Origin of the sequence: Leisingera sp. NJS201 (genome assembly GCF_004535885.1) — a bacterium.
GTDB lineage: Bacteria > Pseudomonadota > Alphaproteobacteria > Rhodobacterales > Rhodobacteraceae > Leisingera.
The window spans coordinates 1304412-1320286 of sequence record NZ_CP038234.1; the positions used below are offsets into that span (position 1 = coordinate 1304412).

The 15875-nt window shown below is 63.7% G+C and carries 12 protein-coding genes and 1 pseudogene; 11 read left to right on the forward strand and 2 right to left on the reverse strand.

Going from position 1 to position 15875, the window contains the following annotated elements:
- Nucleotides 1–7 precede the first annotated feature (7 nt).
- From ETW23_RS06455 to ETW23_RS06505, 11 genes and pseudogenes are all read left to right on the forward strand, one after another.
- Entirely contained in the window at nt 8–256 is a 249-nt protein-coding gene (locus tag ETW23_RS06455) for a DUF2484 family protein (RefSeq protein ID WP_134829500.1), read from the forward strand.
- Nucleotides 257–651: 395 nt separating this feature from the next.
- A pseudogene (gene murB, locus ETW23_RS06460) lies at nt 652–1571 on the forward strand (UDP-N-acetylmuramate dehydrogenase).
- A gap of 352 nt (nt 1572–1923) precedes the next feature.
- A complete protein-coding gene (locus ETW23_RS06465) occupies nt 1924–2844 on the forward strand; it encodes a D-alanine--D-alanine ligase (protein ID WP_134829501.1) in 921 nt (306 codons plus the stop codon).
- Nucleotides 2832–3731: a cell division protein FtsQ/DivIB gene (locus ETW23_RS06470; protein ID WP_129371467.1), complete on the forward strand. Its 900-nt coding sequence runs from the start codon at nt 2832–2834 to the stop codon at nt 3729–3731. The genes ETW23_RS06465 and ETW23_RS06470 overlap by 13 nt, the downstream gene beginning before the upstream one ends.
- A gap of 1 nt (nt 3732) precedes the next feature.
- Nucleotides 3733–5067: a cell division protein FtsA gene (gene ftsA / locus ETW23_RS06475; RefSeq protein ID WP_129371466.1), complete on the forward strand. Its 1335-nt coding sequence runs from the start codon at nt 3733–3735 to the stop codon at nt 5065–5067.
- Between the two features lie 375 nt (nt 5068–5442).
- Nucleotides 5443–7143, forward strand: a complete 1701-nt coding sequence (gene ftsZ, locus ETW23_RS06480) for a cell division protein FtsZ (RefSeq protein WP_134829502.1) — start codon at nt 5443–5445, stop codon at nt 7141–7143.
- Between the two features lie 212 nt (nt 7144–7355).
- Nucleotides 7356–8291 carry a UDP-3-O-acyl-N-acetylglucosamine deacetylase gene (gene lpxC, locus ETW23_RS06485; protein ID WP_134829503.1) on the forward strand — a complete coding sequence of 312 codons (936 nt, stop codon included), beginning with the start codon at nt 7356–7358 and terminating at the stop codon, nt 8289–8291.
- 236 nt (nt 8292–8527) lie between these two features.
- Nucleotides 8528–9376, forward strand: a complete 849-nt coding sequence (locus ETW23_RS06490; protein WP_134829504.1) for an outer membrane protein assembly factor BamD — start codon at nt 8528–8530, stop codon at nt 9374–9376.
- Nucleotides 9377–9403: 27 nt separating this feature from the next.
- Nucleotides 9404–11053 carry a DNA repair protein RecN gene (gene recN / locus ETW23_RS06495; protein WP_134829505.1) on the forward strand — a complete coding sequence of 550 codons (1650 nt, stop codon included), beginning with the start codon at nt 9404–9406 and terminating at the stop codon, nt 11051–11053.
- Nucleotides 11054–11156: 103 nt separating this feature from the next.
- Entirely contained in the window at nt 11157–12839 is a 1683-nt protein-coding gene (locus ETW23_RS06500) for a chloride channel protein (protein WP_134829506.1), read from the forward strand.
- Nucleotides 12840–13047: 208 nt separating this feature from the next.
- On the forward strand, nt 13048–13239 hold the full coding sequence (locus tag ETW23_RS06505; RefSeq protein ID WP_129371460.1) for a hypothetical protein: 192 nt from the start codon (nt 13048–13050) through the stop codon (nt 13237–13239).
- A 226-nt stretch (nt 13240–13465) separates the two neighbouring features.
- Here the strand turns inward: ETW23_RS06505 and ETW23_RS06510 are convergent, their stop codons facing one another.
- Together ETW23_RS06510 and ETW23_RS06515 are read right to left on the reverse strand one after the other, a co-directional pair.
- Nucleotides 13466–13807, reverse strand: coding sequence for a DUF427 domain-containing protein (locus ETW23_RS06510; RefSeq protein WP_129371459.1), 342 nt, complete (start codon nt 13805–13807; stop codon nt 13466–13468).
- 74 nt (nt 13808–13881) lie between these two features.
- A complete protein-coding gene (locus ETW23_RS06515) occupies nt 13882–15672 on the reverse strand; it encodes an aminopeptidase P family protein (protein ID WP_134829507.1) in 1791 nt (596 codons plus the stop codon).
- Between the last annotated feature and the right edge of the window lie 203 nt (nt 15673–15875).

A 15875-nucleotide genomic window follows, 5' to 3' on the forward strand; every position in this document is an offset into this window, starting at 1 on the left:
GCCGGGCATGAGTGTGTCGCTGACCCTTGCCGCCATCTGGGCGCTGGCGGCCAATGTGCTGGCGATGATTCCGAGCCGGGACAACCATTGGCGGCGCGCCTATGTGCTGATTGCGCTGGGCATTCCGCTTTTGGGTTATGTCACATATGAAAACGGCCCCTGGTGGGGGCTGGCGGTGCTGCTGGCAGGCATGTCGGTGCTGCGCTGGCCGGTGATCTATCTGGGGCGTTGGGTCAAACGCTCGCTGAACCGCTGACCGGGCAGGAAATCACTGCGCGTTTACGGATTGTCTTCACAGCAAGTGCTACCTACGGGAGATTGTTTATGTTTCCTGCTGTTGCTTCGGTGCGCGTGTTGCCGGACGTGGAGGTTGGTAGTGACCGCTGTAATTGCAATTTGGATGGCCTTTGGCGCCGTTTGGCTGATTGGCTTCTATTATCTGGCCCGGTTCAAGTGGTACCGGCTGGCGCAAGCATTGGTGTTGCTTTGAGGGCTTATGCTGATCTGGCTGTCTCCGGACCGGTTTCACGAAAATCATGACCATGGCGCCGCGTTCACCCTTTATTTCGATGGCCATCTTGTATACGGACTGTGCGCGTTTATTGGCTGGAAGCTGGGGCGGCAAAAACGATGGCGGAGCAAACTGAAATCATCCTTCCGGCGGTTCGCGGGCGGCTTTCCTGGCAGAAACCGCTGGCGGAGCTGACCTGGCTGCGGGTTGGCGGTCCGGCGGACCATCTGTTCCAGCCTGCGGATATAGACGATCTGGCAGAATTCCTGCGCCGGCTGGATCCGGCGGTACCGGTGTTCCCGATGGGGTGGGGTCGAACCTGATTGTGCGCGATGGCGGCATGCGCGCGGTGGTGATCCGTCTGGGCCGCGGCTTTAACGGGATTTCGGTTGACGGGGATACCGTCACCGCCGGTGCGGCGGCGCTGGATGCCCATGTAGCAAAACGTGCGGCGGATGCAGGTGTTGACCTGACCTTCCTGCGCACAATCCCCGGTTCGATCGGCGGCGCGGTGCGGATGAACGCGGGTTGTTACGGCAGCTATACTGCGGACGTGTTTGTGTCGGCCACCATCGTGACCCGCGAGGGCGAGATCCGCGAGATCACCGCGCAGGAGCTGGATTTCCAGTACCGCCAGACCGCTTTTCCGGAGGGCGCGGTGCTGGTCTATGCCACTCTGCGCGGTCCCAAAGGCGATTCAGAGGACCTGAATGCCCGGATGGAGGCGCAGCTGCAAAAGCGCGATGAGAGCCAGCCGACCCGCGACCGTTCGGCCGGCTCTACCTTCCGCAATCCGGCGGGGTTTTCATCCACGGGCCGTGCGGATGACGTGCATGACCTGAAGGCCTGGAAGGTGATCGACAACGCCGGCATGCGCGGCGCAAGGCGCGGCGGTGCGCAGATGAGCGGGAAACATTCCAACTTCCTTATCAACACGGGTGGCGCAACTGCCGCAGATTTGGAAGGTCTGGGCGAAGATGTGCGGAAAAAGGTTTACGAAGATTCCGGCATCACGCTAGAATGGGAGATCATGCGGATTGGTGATCCGCTTCCCGAATAACTGGCCGAATAGCTGGAAAACTTGAGTGCTGACAAAGGCTTCGCTTGTCGCAGCTAGAGGTGGCAATAAAGCTCCGGAAGGGCGCGGGCAGCGGGAATTGTTAAACGTGGTAAAGGCATCATTAACGCCCCGGTAAGATTTTCGGCGGTAGGGTGCCGAAGAGGCGGCAATGCTATGCCGATGCCAAGGGGCGGATGCCGGGTAGTATCCGGGGCGGATGCCCGGCAGAATCCGGGGCAGGCTGCCCCGCAAAAATCAGCCGGACCTGACCGGCGCAAAGACATAATGCGGGCCTGTTCCAGGCTCCAAGAAACAGGGGCGCAAAGCCCCGCATGTATTGAGGCGCTTCGTGGTGAGTAAGTCGAGCAGGACACTCCCGAAAGTCGCGGTGCTGATGGGTGGCCCGTCAGCCGAACGCGACGTATCGCTGTCCAGCGGCCGTGAATGCACGGTTGCTTTGCGCGGTGAGGGGTTCGAGGTCATTGAGATTGATGCAGGCCGGGACCTGCACGCGCGTCTGGCGGATATCAAACCGGATGTGGTGTTCAACGCGTTGCACGGGCGCTGGGGTGAGGACGGCTGCGTGCAGGGCGTACTGGAATGGCTGGGGCTGCCCTATACCCATTCCGGGGTGCTGGCCTCGGCGCTGGCAATGGACAAGCAGCGCTCCAAGGAAGTGTACCGCGCCGCCGGCCTGCCGGTCGTCGAAAGCGGGCTGTTTGCCAAGGCCGACGTGATGGCGGGCCATGTGATGGCGCCGCCCTATGTGGTGAAACCCAACAATGAGGGCTCCAGCGTCGGCATCTATATCGTGCATGAGGCCGCCAACGGCCCGCCGCAGCTGTCGGAGCAGATGCCTGCCGAAGTGATGGTTGAAACCTACGCGCCGGGCCGCGAACTGACCACCACCGTGGTGGGGGACAAGGCGCTGACCGTGACCGACATTCTAACCGACGGCTGGTATGATTTCGACGCCAAATACAAGCCGGGCGGATCGCGCCATGTGCTGCCCGCCGACCTGCCGCGGGAAATCCATGACCTGTGCCTGGAATATGCGCTGAAGGCGCATGAGGTGCTGGGCTGCCGCGGCGTGAGCCGCACCGATTTCCGCTGGGATGAGGCGTGCGGCGCCGGCGGGCTGATCCTGTTGGAGACCAACACCCAGCCCGGAATGACGCCCACCTCGCTGGTGCCGGAGCAGGCAGCACATCTGGGCATGACATTCGGCGAACTCTGCGCCTGGATGGTGGAGGATGCCTCATGCAACCGCTGAAGGGGCGCTTGCGCCGCAGCAGCGGCGGCGAGGGACGGGCGGATCCGGCGCCGTCGCGGCTGAAGTACCGGCTGCAGCGCTGGATGCTGACACCGGGTATCCGGTTCGGCCTGCGCGTCGGGGTGCCGTTCTGCCTGATTTTTGCAGCCGGCAGCGCCTATCTTGCGGATGAGAGCCGCCGGGCCGCACTGCAGGGGCTGGTCAGCGATGCCCGCGCCGCAATCGAGGAGCGGCCCGAGTTCATGGTCAATGTGATGGCGGTGGACGGGGCGGGGCCCAGCGTGGCACAGGACATCCGCGTGGTGGTGCCGGCAGATTTTCCCGTCAGCTCCTTTGATCTGGATCTGGAGCAGATCCGCGATGTGATCACCGGGCTGGACCCGGTCAAGACTGCAAGCGTGCGGATCCGCCCGGGCGGCATCCTGCAGGTGGACGTCGAGGAGCGCACGCCGGCGCTGATCTGGCGCAGCCGCGAGGGGCTGGCGCTGCTGGATGAGAACGGCATTCACGTGGCCGAGCTGGGCCGCCGCAACCTGCACCCGGACCTGCCGCTGATCGCGGGCAAGGGGGCCGGGCAACACGCGTCACAGGCGCTGCAGCTGTTTGCTGCAGCCAAGCCGCTGGGGCCGCGGCTGCGCGGACTGGTCCGGGTGGGCGAGCGGCGCTGGGACGTGGTGCTCGACCGCAAGCAGCGGATCATGCTGCCGGCAGAGCAGCCGGTGCGGGCGCTGGAGCGGGTGCTGGCGGTAAGTGAAGTGCAGGATTTGCTGGAACGCGATGTGGCAGCGGTGGATATGCGCCTGGCTGGGCGCCCGACCGTGCGTATGACCGAAAACTCAGTTGAAAACTGGTGGCGGATCCGGCAGCTGAATGGGGGCGGGCAGTAGCATGACAGATCTCTATCAATCGCAGCGGGCGATGCGGCAGATGCGGCGCCAGGCGATGCAGCGCGGCGTGGTGGCCATTCTGGATGTGGGCAGCTCTAAAATCGCTTGCCTGGTGCTGCGCTTTGACGGCACCGGCCGCTTAAGCGAGGACGGGTCCATCGGTGCGCTGGCCGGGCAGTCGGGGTTCCGGGTGATCGGGGCGGCCACCACGCGGTCGCGCGGGGTCCAGTTCGGCGAAATCAATGCCATGCAGGAAACCGAACGCGCCATCCGAACCGCAGTGCAGGCGGCGCAGAAGATGGCAGAAGTGCGGGTTGACCACGTAATCGCCTGTTTCTCGGGCGCCAATCCGCGCTCTTACGGGCTGGATGCCAAGCTGGATCTTGAAGGCCAGGTGGTCTCGGAGCATGAGGTGGCGCAGGTGCTGGCGTCCTGCGAGGTGCCGGAATACGGCGCGGGCCGCGAGGTGATACATGCGCAGCCGGTGAACTTTGCGCTGGATAACCGGTCCGGCCTGGGGGATCCGCGCGGTCAGATGGGGCAGACGCTGGCGGTTGACATGCATATGCTGACGGTGGATGCCATCGCGGTGCAAAACCTGGTGCGCTGCATCCAGCGCTGCGATCTGGAGCTGGCGGGGATCGCCTCCTCGGCCTATGCCTCGGGGTTTTCGGCGCTGGTCGAGGACGAGCAGGAGCTGGGGGCGGCCTGTATCGACATGGGCGGCGGCTCAACCTCGATCTCGGTCTTTATGAAGAAACATATGATCTATGCCGATGCGGTGCGTCTGGGCGGCGATCACATCACCAGCGATATTTCGATGGGGCTGGGGGTGCCGCTGACCAACGCGGAGCGGATCAAGACCTTTTGCGGCGGGGTGCATGCCACCGGTGCCGACGACCGCGACATGATCGACATCGGCGGTGATACCGGCGATTGGGAGCACGACCGGCGCACTGTCAGCCGGGCCGAGCTGATCGGCATCATGCGGCCCCGCGTCGAAGAAATCCTGGAAGAGGTGCGGGCACGGCTGGATGCGGCGGGTTTCGAGTATCTCCCCAGCCAGCAGATCGTGCTGACCGGCGGCTCCAGCCAGATCATGGGGCTGGACGGGCTGGCCAGCCGCATCCTGGGTCAGCAGGTGCGTCTGGGGCGGCCCTTGCGCGTTCACGGCCTGCCGCAATCGGCGACCGGGCCGGGCTTTGCCTCAGCTGTGGGTCTGTGCCTGTTTGCGGCGCATCCGCAGGACGAATGGTGGGACTTCGAGATGCCCGCCAGCCGCCATCCGGCGGGCACTTTGGGCCGTGCCGTGCGCTGGTTCCGGGACAACTGGTAAGCCGCTTTTCAATTCTGCCTGACGGGTCAAAGAGGGCGTGACACCGCCGGCAGGACCCGTTAGGTTGTTCTTAACGTCCGCGGCAAACGCGGCGATTCAGCAGGCCGGGCAGTGGCCAGCCACGTATCAGGAAAGATGTCTTCTGCAGAAGTGATTTTGCGGATGCGACAGCTGTGTTGTGTGTGGCTTGTGTTGAATCCCCCATATCTGCTAGGGACGGCGAAATACCGCGGTTTAGACCTCAGAATGAGGCCGTATTTTGTGGCACATTGTGCTTTTTGGGATGACGAAACTCCCTCTGCGCGGTAGGATTATGGTGAATAGCACAGGAAAAAGCCCTTTGCGGGAAGGGCGGGTAACACAGGCGGTATGAGCATGACGTTGAATCTTTCGATGCCCGGGCAAGAAGAGTTAAAGCCGAAGATCACGGTATTTGGTGTCGGCGGGGCCGGCGGCAACGCCGTCAACAACATGATTGCCAAGGAGTTGGACGGCGTTGAATTCGTCGTGGCCAACACCGACGCGCAGGCGCTGCAGCAGGCCTCGGCCAAGAGCCGCATCCAGCTGGGTGTAAAGGTCACCGAAGGCCTGGGCGCAGGCGCCCGTCCGCAGGTGGGCTCGGCTGCGGCTGAGGAAAGCATTGAGCAGATCGTCGACCATCTGGCCGGCGCGCATATGTGCTTTATCACTGCCGGCATGGGCGGCGGCACCGGCACCGGTGCGGCGCCGATCATTGCGCAGGCTGCGCGGGAATTGGGCGTGCTGACCGTTGGTGTTGTCACCAAACCGTTCCAGTTCGAGGGTCTCAAGCGGATGCGCCAGGCTGAGGCGGGTGTCGAAAGCCTGCAGAAGGTTGTCGATACGCTGATCATCATTCCGAACCAGAACCTGTTCCGTCTGGCCAATGAAAAGACCACCTTCACCGAAGCGTTCTCGATGGCGGATGATGTGCTGTATCAGGGCGTCAAAGGCGTGACTGACCTGATGGTGCGCCCGGGCCTGATCAACCTCGACTTTGCCGACGTGCGCGCGGTGATGGACGAGATGGGCAAGGCGATGATGGGCACCGGCGAAGGCGAGGGCGAGGACCGCGCGGTCCAGGCCGCCGAAAAGGCGATTGCCAACCCGCTGCTGGACGAAATCAGCCTGCGCGGTGCGCGCGGCGTGCTGATCAACATCACCGGCTCGCATGATTTGACCCTGTTTGAACTGGATGAAGCCGCCAACCGCATCCGCGAGGAAGTGGACCCGGACGCCAACATCATCGTCGGCTCGACCCTGGATACCGGTATGGAAGGCAAGATGCGGGTCTCCGTTGTTGCCACCGGAATCGACGCTGTGGATGTGAACACCGAAATGCCGGTGCCGCGCCGTCCGATGTCGGCACCGCTGCGCCAGACCGTCAGTGTCGAAGACACCCGTCCGGCGCCGCTGGAGCTGGAAACCCCGGTTGCCCAGCCCGCAGCTGCGGCCGCACCGGCCCCGGAGCCTGTTCAGCCCGAAGCTGCCGCGCAGTTGGAAGAGCCTTCGCTGTTCGAAGAGATGAACGCGCAGCAGGCCGCCGCGCAGGAGCAGGCTGAAGACATCTTTGAGGAGCCGGAACTGGTGGACAATGACGGTCTGCCGCCGCCGGCCTATCAGCCGCAGGTTCCGGAGTTCCGCCCGCAGGCAACAGCAGCCGAGCCGCAGCCCGATGCTTTTGTGGCGCCGCGGGCACCCACTCCGGGCACCCCGTCGCCGCAAGCGCTGGAGCGCCTGCAGGCGGCAGCGCAGCGGGTCCAGCAGCCGCGTGCGGCGGCGGCCCCTGCCGCGCCGGCACCGCAGCAGCAACAGCAGCAGAATGCACAGCAGCAGCCCGACGGGCAGCGCCGCTTCGGGCTGAATTCGCTGATCCACCGGATGACCGGCACAGCCGATGCTCCGGCAGGCAAACAGCCGCCGCAGGCCGCACGCCAGCAGCCGGCCATGCAGGCCCCGGCCGCCGCAGCCCAGCAGCAGCCGGTGCAGGCGCAGCAGCATGACCCGGACCAGGAACGCATCGAAATCCCCGCTTTCCTGCGCCGCCAGGCCAACTGACGGATCACAAAACAGATTTAAAAAGCCGCCTTCGGGCGGCTTTTTGTTTTTGAGTTTCAGCTAATTAGGCCATTTTGAGCGGTGTTTTGCTTATCTGTTACAGCCATGTTTCAATCCGTTACAAAGATTGAGTTGTAGGTTTTTTTGCAAAACCTTAACTCTCGTTCGCAACACGGTCCCATGAGGCCGGAAACAGTGGAACGAGGCGCAACGTGCAGAATACGCTCAAGGCATCGGTAGCATTTGAAGGGCCCGGCCTGCATTCCGGCCAGCCTGCACGCATGGTCCTGATCCCGGCTCCGGCAGGGCATGGCATCGTCTTCAAGCGCACCGACATTGCATTGGGCAACACTCTGGTTCCGGCGCGCTGGGACCTGGTCGAGCGCAGCCCGCTGTGCACCCGGCTGATCAACACCTCCGGCGTCAGCGTTTCCACCGTCGAACATATCATGGCCGCATTGGCCGGTTGCGGCGTGCACAACGCGCTGATTGAAATCGACGGGCCGGAAGTGCCGATCGTTGACGGCTCCTCGGCGCCGTTTGTGCGCGGCATCATGCAATACGGCGTGCGCCGGCTGGGTGTGCCGATCATGGCATATGAAGTACTGAAGCCGGTGACGGTGGAGAAGGACGGCGCCCGTGCCACCCTGCTGCCCAGCGACCGGCTGAGTATTGAATTCCATATCGACTTTGCCGAGGCCGCCATCGGCCGTCAAAGCAAGGTGCTGGATATGCGCAACGGCAGCTTTGCACGCGAGCTGTGCGACAGCCGCACCTTCTGCCGTCAGGCAGACGTGGAAGCGATGCAGGCCAATGGCCTTGCTCTGGGCGGTGTGCCGGGCGAAAACGCGGTTGTGTTTGACGGAGAACGGGTTGAGAGCGGCGCGGGTCTGCGCCATTCGGATGAGCCTGTGCGCCACAAGATGCTGGATGCCCTTGGGGATCTGGCGCTGGCTGGGGGGCCGATCTTGGGGCGGTATGTTGGCGAGCGCGCGGGGCATGCGCTGACCAACACATTGCTGCGTGCCTTGTTTGCGGAGCCGGGCGCGGTCCGGGCCGTCGCCTGCGATGCGGCGATGACTGCGCGGCTGCCGGGGCAGGGTCTGATCTGGTCGGAAATTCCGGCCGAACAGCGGCGCGTGGCATAAGGCAAAAAACCAGGAACGAGCGGCAGACTGGCCCGGGGCGTGAGCGTCCCGGGTCTTTTCCTGTGCTGAGGGCGGCAGAAGGGAGCGGGAACAGCAGGGCGGACTTGACCATTGCCCGCTTTCTCTGCCATGTGAACGCGGAAGTGGCGAAAGGCGTTTTGCACGCCATTTGAATGTGCTAGAGACGGCATAACCGGGGCGGACACCCGTAAGTAAAGACGGTGAGGTTAGGCACTATGAACGGCATCAGGGCGGGAGCCAAAACCCTCGGCGCGGTCCTTCTGATGGCGGCCCTTGCGGGCTGCGGCGGAGACGGCGGCGCGGTCAAGAAAGGCGAGTCGCTGGAAGCCTTCACGCCCGAGCAGATCTATGGGCGCGGCGAGTTTGAGCTGGCCCAGAAACAGCCCAAGGACGCGGCCTATTATTTCTCCGAGATCGAGCGCCTTTACCCCTATTCAGAATGGGCCAAGCAAGCGGTGATCATGCAGGCCTTTGCCTATCACAGCACCAAGGATTACGAGAACAGCCGCGCCGCTGCGCAGCGGTTCATTGACTTTTACCCGGCGGATGAAGATGCGGCTTATGCCCAGTATCTGCTTGCCCTCAGCTATTACGATCAGATCGACGAGGTTGGCCGCGACCAGGGCCTGACCTTCCAGGCTCTGCAGGCGCTGCGCACGGTGATCGAGGTCTATCCCGACAGTGAATATGCCACTTCGGCGATTCTGAAATTCGACCTGGCCTTTGACCATCTGGCGGGCAAGGAAATGGAGATCGGCCGCTATTATCTGCGCCGGGGCCATTACACCTCTGCAATCAACCGGTTCCGGGTGGTGGTCGAGGATTTCCAGACCACCAGCCACACAGCCGAAGCGCTGCACCGGCTGGTTGAGGGGTATTTGTCGCTGGGCCTGACCGGCGAGGCGCAGACCGCGGGTGCCATTCTGGGTCATAACTTCCAGTCCACCGAATGGTATGACAGCAGCTATAAGCTGCTGACTGCAAACGGGCTTAAAATGCGGGACCGCGGCAATAACTGGCTGAGCCAGATCTACCGTCAGACGGTCAAAGGGCAGTGGCTGTAACGGCTGCTGCTGCACGGAGGCGGGGCTATGCTGCGCGCGCTTGATATCCGGGATATCCTGATCATTGATCATCTGGAGCTGTATTTTCAGCCCGGTCTCAATGTGCTGACCGGCGAGACCGGCGCCGGCAAGTCCATTCTTCTGGACAGTCTGGGGTTTGTGCTGGGCTGGCGCGGCCGCGCCGAGCTGGTGCGCCAGGGCGCTGCGCAGGGCGAGGTTCTGGCTGAGTTTGATCTGGCCGAGGGTCATCCGGCGCATGCGATCCTGGAAGAAGCCGGGCTGCCCGGCGGCGAGACACTGATCCTGCGCCGGGTGAACACGGCAGAGGGGCGCAAGACCGCTTGGGTTAACGACCGGCGCTGCTCGGGCGAGGTGCTTCGGGCCTTGTCGGAAACCCTGGTGGAGCTGCACGGCCAGCATGACGACCGGGGGCTGCTGAACCCGCGCGGGCATATGGCGCTGCTGGACCAATATGCCAATGTGCAGGGATTGCTGGCCTTGGTGCGGGCGGCCTGGACCGGCGCGGCCAAGGCGCGCAAGACCGTCGGGGCCACGCGGGCGGCACTGGATGCGGTGCGGGCCGAGGAGGAATTCCTGCGCCATGCGGTGGGCGAGCTGGACAAGCTGGACCCGCAGCCGGGCGAAGACGATGCGTTGGATACCCGCCGCCGCCAGATGCAGGCGGCAGAGCGCATCCGCGGCGACATCACCCGCGCCCATGCCCTGCTGAGCGAGGGTGCCGAGGGCGCCATGGGCGAGGCACAGCGCTGGCTTGAGGGTGTTGCAAGCCAGGAGAGCGATACCGGGCTGGAGGAGCCGCTGGCTGCCCTTAGCCGCGCGATGATCGAACTGGGTGATGCCCAGGACGGGGTTGAGCGGGTGCTGGGCTATCTGGAATTCAATCCGGGCGAGCTGGAAGACTGTGAAGAACGGCTTTTTGCGATCCGCGGGCTGGCGCGCAAGCATGATGTGCAAGCGGACGAACTGGCGGGCTATGCCGAAACCCTGCGCAGCAAGCTGGCCGCACTGGATGCCGGCGATCAGGACCTGGCCGATCAGGAGGCCGCTTTGAAGGCCGCCGAGGCCGCCTATACCCAAGCCGCAGAACAGCTGAACGCCGCCCGCCGGGAAAGTGCTGCGGCGCTGGATCAGGCGGTGATGGCGGAACTGGCGCCGCTCAAGATGGAACGGGCGGTGTTTGAAACCCGCATTTCCAGCTGCGCGCCAGGGCCCGAGGGCATAGACGCGGTGGCCTTTACCGTCGCCACCAATCCGGGCGCCCCGGCAGGGGCCTTGAACAAGATCGCCTCGGGCGGCGAGCTTAGCCGGTTTTTGCTGGCGCTGAAGGTCTGCCTGCGCGGCGAAGATGCCAGCAAAACCTTGATTTTCGATGAAATCGACCGCGGTGTCGGCGGTGCGACTGCGGATGCCGTGGGCCGCCGCCTGCGCAGTCTGGCGGCCAGCGGCCAGGTGCTGGTGGTGACCCATTCGCCGCAGGTGGCAGCGCTTGGCGGCCATCACTGGCAGGTGCGCAAACAGGTTGTGGACGGCATGACCCTGTCGCAGGTGGTGCCGCTGGCCGATACTGCGCGGGTGGATGAGCTGGCCCGTATGGTGTCGGGTGATACTATCACCGAAGAAGCCCGCGCTGCGGCCCGTGCCTTGCTGGCCGGGTAACCAGCCGGAATACTGCGACCGGAAAACTGTTGCGGGTGAGGGTTCTTTAACTGGCTTATGACAGTTGTAGGCTATTAAATAAGAAAAGACCCGCTGACAGGTTATGGTAGAAGAAATCCGTTCATCGCTTTCCTCAATTTCTGTGCAATGGCTGGCTGGCCTGAAAGACATCTGGCGGGTGCTGCGCCATCGCGGCCCCAGCCAGTTCCAGTTCTGGCTGATCGCCCTGCTGATCGGCGTCGCTGCCGGTTTTGCCGCGCTGTTCTTCCGCAAGGGGATCTCGGCATTGCAGGCCTGGGTCTATGGTGCGCCGGATCTTGATTATCTGCATTCCCATGCGCAAGAGCTTCCCTGGTATGTTCTGGTCGCCATTGCCGCCGGCGGCGGGCTGGTGGTCGGCCTGATCCTGGACCGCTTTACGCCGGACGGGCGGGTGCGCTCGGTTGCGGATGTGATCGAAGGTGCCGCACTGCATGACGGCAGGGTCGAGCACAAAGAGGGGCTGGCCTCGGCACTGGCGTCTTTCATTACGCTGTCCACCGGCGGATCCACGGGCCGGGAAGGGCCGGTGGTGCATATGGCGGGGGTGATTTCAGCCTGGGTCAGCAACCGGATCAACGCCGACGGCATTACCGGGCGCGACCTGTTGGGCTGTGCAGTCGCGGCGGGTGTTTCGGCCAGTTTCAACGCGCCGATTGCTGGCGCGCTGTTTGCGATGGAGGTGGTGCTGCGGCATTTCTCGGTCAACGCCTTTGCGCCGATCGTGGTGGCCTCGGTTGCTGGAACAGTGATCAACCGGCTGGAATACGGCGATGTTACAGAATTCACCCTGAACACCCCCGGTGCGTTGCAGTTCTATGTGGAGCTGCCGGCCTTTCTGATCCTGGGCCTGATCTGCGGCCTGGTGGCTGTGGCGCTGATGCGGGCGATCTTCTTTGCCGACAAAGTGGGCAACACTGTGCAAGAGCGGCTGCGCCTGCCGCGCTGGCTGCGGCCTGCGGTCTCCGGTGCGATGCTGGGGGTGATCGCTGTCTGGTATCCGCATATCATCGGTGTCGGTTATGAAACCACCGTGCTGGCGCTGACCGGCGGGCTGCTGCTGGGGCAGGCGGTGATTTTCACCGCAGTCAAAACCGCCGCCGTGGCGATCACCATGGGCGGGCGTATGGGCGGCGGGGTGTTTTCGCCGTCGCTGATGATCGGCGCGCTGACCGGGCTGGCCTTTGGCCTGATCGCGACTGCGGTTCTGCCGGATGTGTCCGGCACCCACACGCTTTATGCCTTTGCCGGCATGGGGGCTGTTGCCGCTGCGGTGCTGGGGGCGCCGATCTCCACCACCTTGATTGTGTTTGAGCTGACCGGCGACTGGCAGATCGGCCTGGCGGTGATGGTGTCGGTGTCGATGTCCACGGCTCTGGCCTCGCGGCTGGTGGACCGCTCTTTCTTCCTGACCCAGCTGGAAAAGCGCAATATTCATTGCGCCGCCGGACCGCAGGCCTATTTGCTGGCACTGATCCGCGCCGGTGCGGTGATGCGGCCGATGGGCGACAGCCGCTGTGCGCCGCTGGAGGACTGCCAGGCGCTGGTTGAGGAAGGGCTGTGCATCCGCGCTTCGGCGTCTCTGGAGGCTGCAATGCCGGTGTTCGACCGGGCCGAAGCGGCCTTTCTCCCAGTGATGATGGAGGAGGGCGGGACGGAGGAAATCATCGGCGCGCTGTACCATGTGGATGCGTTAAAGGCCTACAACCGTGCCTTGGCTGCAACCGCAGCGGAGGAACACAGATAGGCGGGACCGGGCTGCTGTGTATCTGATCACCGCATTCCGACCGGTGCATCCCTCGTCTAATACGGGGAAAAACACAGATTCCGTCCCCAAAGCTGTGCGATATCGGTGACACGTAAAGGTAAAGTTAAAAACCCCATTGCCCTGCAGTGGAGCCTGAACCAACACTGTAAGCGGATTATTGCTTAGCTTACTCAAACGGTAGGGAATCATGCGCAATTTCGAAATCGGCTCGCAAGAGGCTGGTGCGAACAACAAGGCAGACGAACGGGCAAACGAACGGGCAGCGCTGGAAGCAGTGATCAACTATGCGATCCAATGCGCCCGCGAAACCGACATTCTAGGCGCAGGTGATGCGCTGGAGGAAGCCAGGCTGAACCTCAGCCGCGCCGTTTTGGCCTGAACCCCGGCCTTTGCGGTACAATAGCTGCCCCAGCGGCGCCGGCTCCCGTTGCTGAACCGGGCCGGCTGTTGCTGCAGCGGGCATCTGGCTGCGGGAACGGGTTTCCCGCAAATGCAAAACACCGGCGCTGGTGCACCGGTGGGGGATCTTTTTTACGGGACGTTCTGCTCCTGCGGCCCGGGTGCGGCGCGTTCCGTGAAACGGCCCTGCAACCCGGATAACCGGCTTACACTTGTTCAACCTTGACAGAGTCGCTCAGCACGAACGCCAGGCAGCCCTTGATTTCAGCCGCCGCTTCAGCCGGGTCTTCATAGCTCCACGCCGCGTTTTCGGTGACAGACGACTTGTTGGCGATCGAAAAATAGCTGGCCTCGCCCTTGTGCCGGCACTGGGCGGTTTTGCTGGTGCGGTCCAGGAAGGCCATGGCGATGTCTTCGCGCGGGAAATAGATGACCGGATCCATATCGCCCTCTGTCAGCTCCAAAGCATTGGAGCTTTCCCCCAGTACGGCGCCGCCGGAGCGGACGGTCCAGGTGCCTTCGGCCTTACGGATACGGATAGTGGTCATGCGTGTTTTTCCATTCTCTTCGTGCGTGTCGACGTTGGTTCAGTCTATGTAGCAGCCTATGTAACACCTCAGTGTCACAAGGGGGCGGTTGCGGCATCAAGCCACGCCTTTGCGGCGGGGCTGAGCAGCGGTCCGGTCTTTGCCGAAACCTCTTGGTGATAGCTGTCGAGCCAGTCTTTCTCGGCGGCTGACAGCATCGCGGTGTTCACCAGCCGCCGGTCAATGGGGGCAAAGGTGAGCGTGCGCCAGCACAGCATTTCGCGCTCGGCGTCGCTGGTGTCAAGGGCCGGGGCCTGTTCAACCACCAGAAGGTTCTCGATCCGGATGCCAAAGGCGCCTTCGCGGTAATACCCCGGCTCGTTCGACAGGATCATGCCGGGTTCCAGCGGCACGTGGCTGGTGCGTGCCAGCCGCTGCGGGCCTTCATGCACGCTGAGGTAGGCGCCGACGCCATGGCCAAGACCGTGGTTGAAATCCTGGCCTGCCAGCCACAGCGGCATCCGGCCGATGCATTCGATATCGCGGCCTGCCAGCCCCTTGGGCCAGCGCAGGCGGGACATGGCGATCATGCCCTGCAGCACGCGGGTATAGGCGTCGCGTTCCTCGGATCCGGGGGTGCCGATGGCGATGGTGCGGGTGATGTCGGTGGTGCCGTCGAGATACTGGCCGCCGCTGTCCAGCACCAAAAGATGCCCGTCTTCCAGCCGCGTGTCGGTTTCCTCGGTCACCCGGTAGTGCATCACCGCGCCGTTCTCTCCGGTGCCTGCAATGGTCTCGAAACTGATGTCGCGCAGAGCTTGGTCTTCGCGGCGCAGCGCTTCCAGTTTCGTGACCGCGCCGATTTCGGTGATGGTGCCAGGGGGCTGCGCGTCGAGCCAGGCCAGCATTTCGACAATTGCCGCGCCATCGCGCAGATGGGCGGCGGCGCTGCCTGCAATCTCGGCTGCGTTTTTGCGCGCCTTGGGCAGGGCGCAGGGATCGCCTGCGGGCACCATCCGGCTGCCTAACGCGTCCGCCACGATCTGCGGCAGGGTTCCGGCGTCTGCGGCGACGGAGCCGTTGAGCGCCGCTGCGGCCTTGAGGAACGCTTCGGGCGGGTGCAGGGTGACGGTGCTGCCAAAATGATCCTGCAGTCCTGCCAGCTTGTCAGCAGCCATGAACAAATCCACCCGCGCGTCGCTGTGCAGGATGGCAAAGCCGTGTGCCACCGGGTTGCGGGCCACATCGGCGCCGCGGATGTTCAGCAGCCACATGATGCTGTCGGGCAGGGTAATGACCGCCGCCGCCTGGCCTGCATCGTGCAGGTCCTTGGCCAGCCGCGCGCATTTCTCAGCAGCGCTTTCGCCCGCGTAATCAAGAGGGTGCGCGGCAACAGGCTGCATCGGCGGTGCGGGCTGGTCCTGCCAGATCCGGTCCACCAGGTTGCCGCATTGTGTCAGGGTGATGCCGCTGCCCTTCAGATCCTGGGTCAACGCGGTGATCTGGCCCGCTGCATGCAGCCAGGGGTCAAATCCGATCTTGCCGCCTTCGGGAAGCTGTGCCTTCAACCAGCCGGCCAGCTGCACCTCGGGCCAGGGCACCGGCGTGAAATCGGCGGCCACCTGGCGTTTCACCTGGGTGCGGTAGCGTCCGTCGATAAATACACCGGCAATGTCCGTGAGGGCGGCACAGAAGCCGGCCGAGCCGGTAAAACCGGTGAGCCAGGCAAGCCGGTCATCGCGAGGCGCAACATATTCGCCCTGGTGGGCGTCGGCACGGGGCACCAGGAAACCATCCAGACCTTCGCCAGCCAGCTCTTTGCGCAGGGCCGCCAGCCGGGGCGGGCCCTGTTCCGGGCGGGCGGTCACATCGAATGTCTGGAACATGGGTATCTCTCCTGCTGAAAGGCGGGGCGGATTGGGGCGGATGGCCCTGGCAGCGCAAATGAAAAGGCGCAGCAGCGGTGCGCCCCTTCTTGTCCCAAATCGCCTTGCTGCTGGCAAGCCTGACAGCATGGGTTTGCTGCAGACCTTGCGGCACAGGGCAAGCGGGGCGCTCCCGCCCGGTGTCAGGTCATCTTGCGATGCCC

Excerpts from the sequence above, each read along its gene's own strand:
- ETW23_RS06515 (WP_134829507.1), bottom strand. The coding sequence starts at position 15,672 with ATGTTCCAGACATTCGATGTGACCGCCCGCCCGGAACAGGGCCCGCCC.
- ETW23_RS06455 (WP_134829500.1), top strand. The coding sequence starts at position 8 with ATGAGTGTGTCGCTGACCCTTGCCGCCATCTGGGCGCTGGCGGCCAAT.
- ETW23_RS06510 (WP_129371459.1), bottom strand. The coding sequence starts at position 13,807 with ATGACCACTATCCGTATCCGTAAGGCCGAAGGCACCTGGACCGTCCGC.
- ftsA (WP_129371466.1), top strand. The coding sequence starts at position 3,733 with ATGACAGATCTCTATCAATCGCAGCGGGCGATGCGGCAGATGCGGCGC.
- recN (WP_134829505.1), top strand. The coding sequence starts at position 9,404 with ATGCTGCGCGCGCTTGATATCCGGGATATCCTGATCATTGATCATCTG.
- ETW23_RS06505 (WP_129371460.1), top strand. The coding sequence starts at position 13,048 with ATGCGCAATTTCGAAATCGGCTCGCAAGAGGCTGGTGCGAACAACAAG.
- ftsZ (WP_134829502.1), top strand. The coding sequence starts at position 5,443 with ATGACGTTGAATCTTTCGATGCCCGGGCAAGAAGAGTTAAAGCCGAAG.
- ETW23_RS06500 (WP_134829506.1), top strand. The coding sequence starts at position 11,157 with ATGGTAGAAGAAATCCGTTCATCGCTTTCCTCAATTTCTGTGCAATGG.
- ETW23_RS06490 (WP_134829504.1), top strand. The coding sequence starts at position 8,528 with ATGAACGGCATCAGGGCGGGAGCCAAAACCCTCGGCGCGGTCCTTCTG.
- ETW23_RS06470 (WP_129371467.1), top strand. The coding sequence starts at position 2,832 with ATGCAACCGCTGAAGGGGCGCTTGCGCCGCAGCAGCGGCGGCGAGGGA.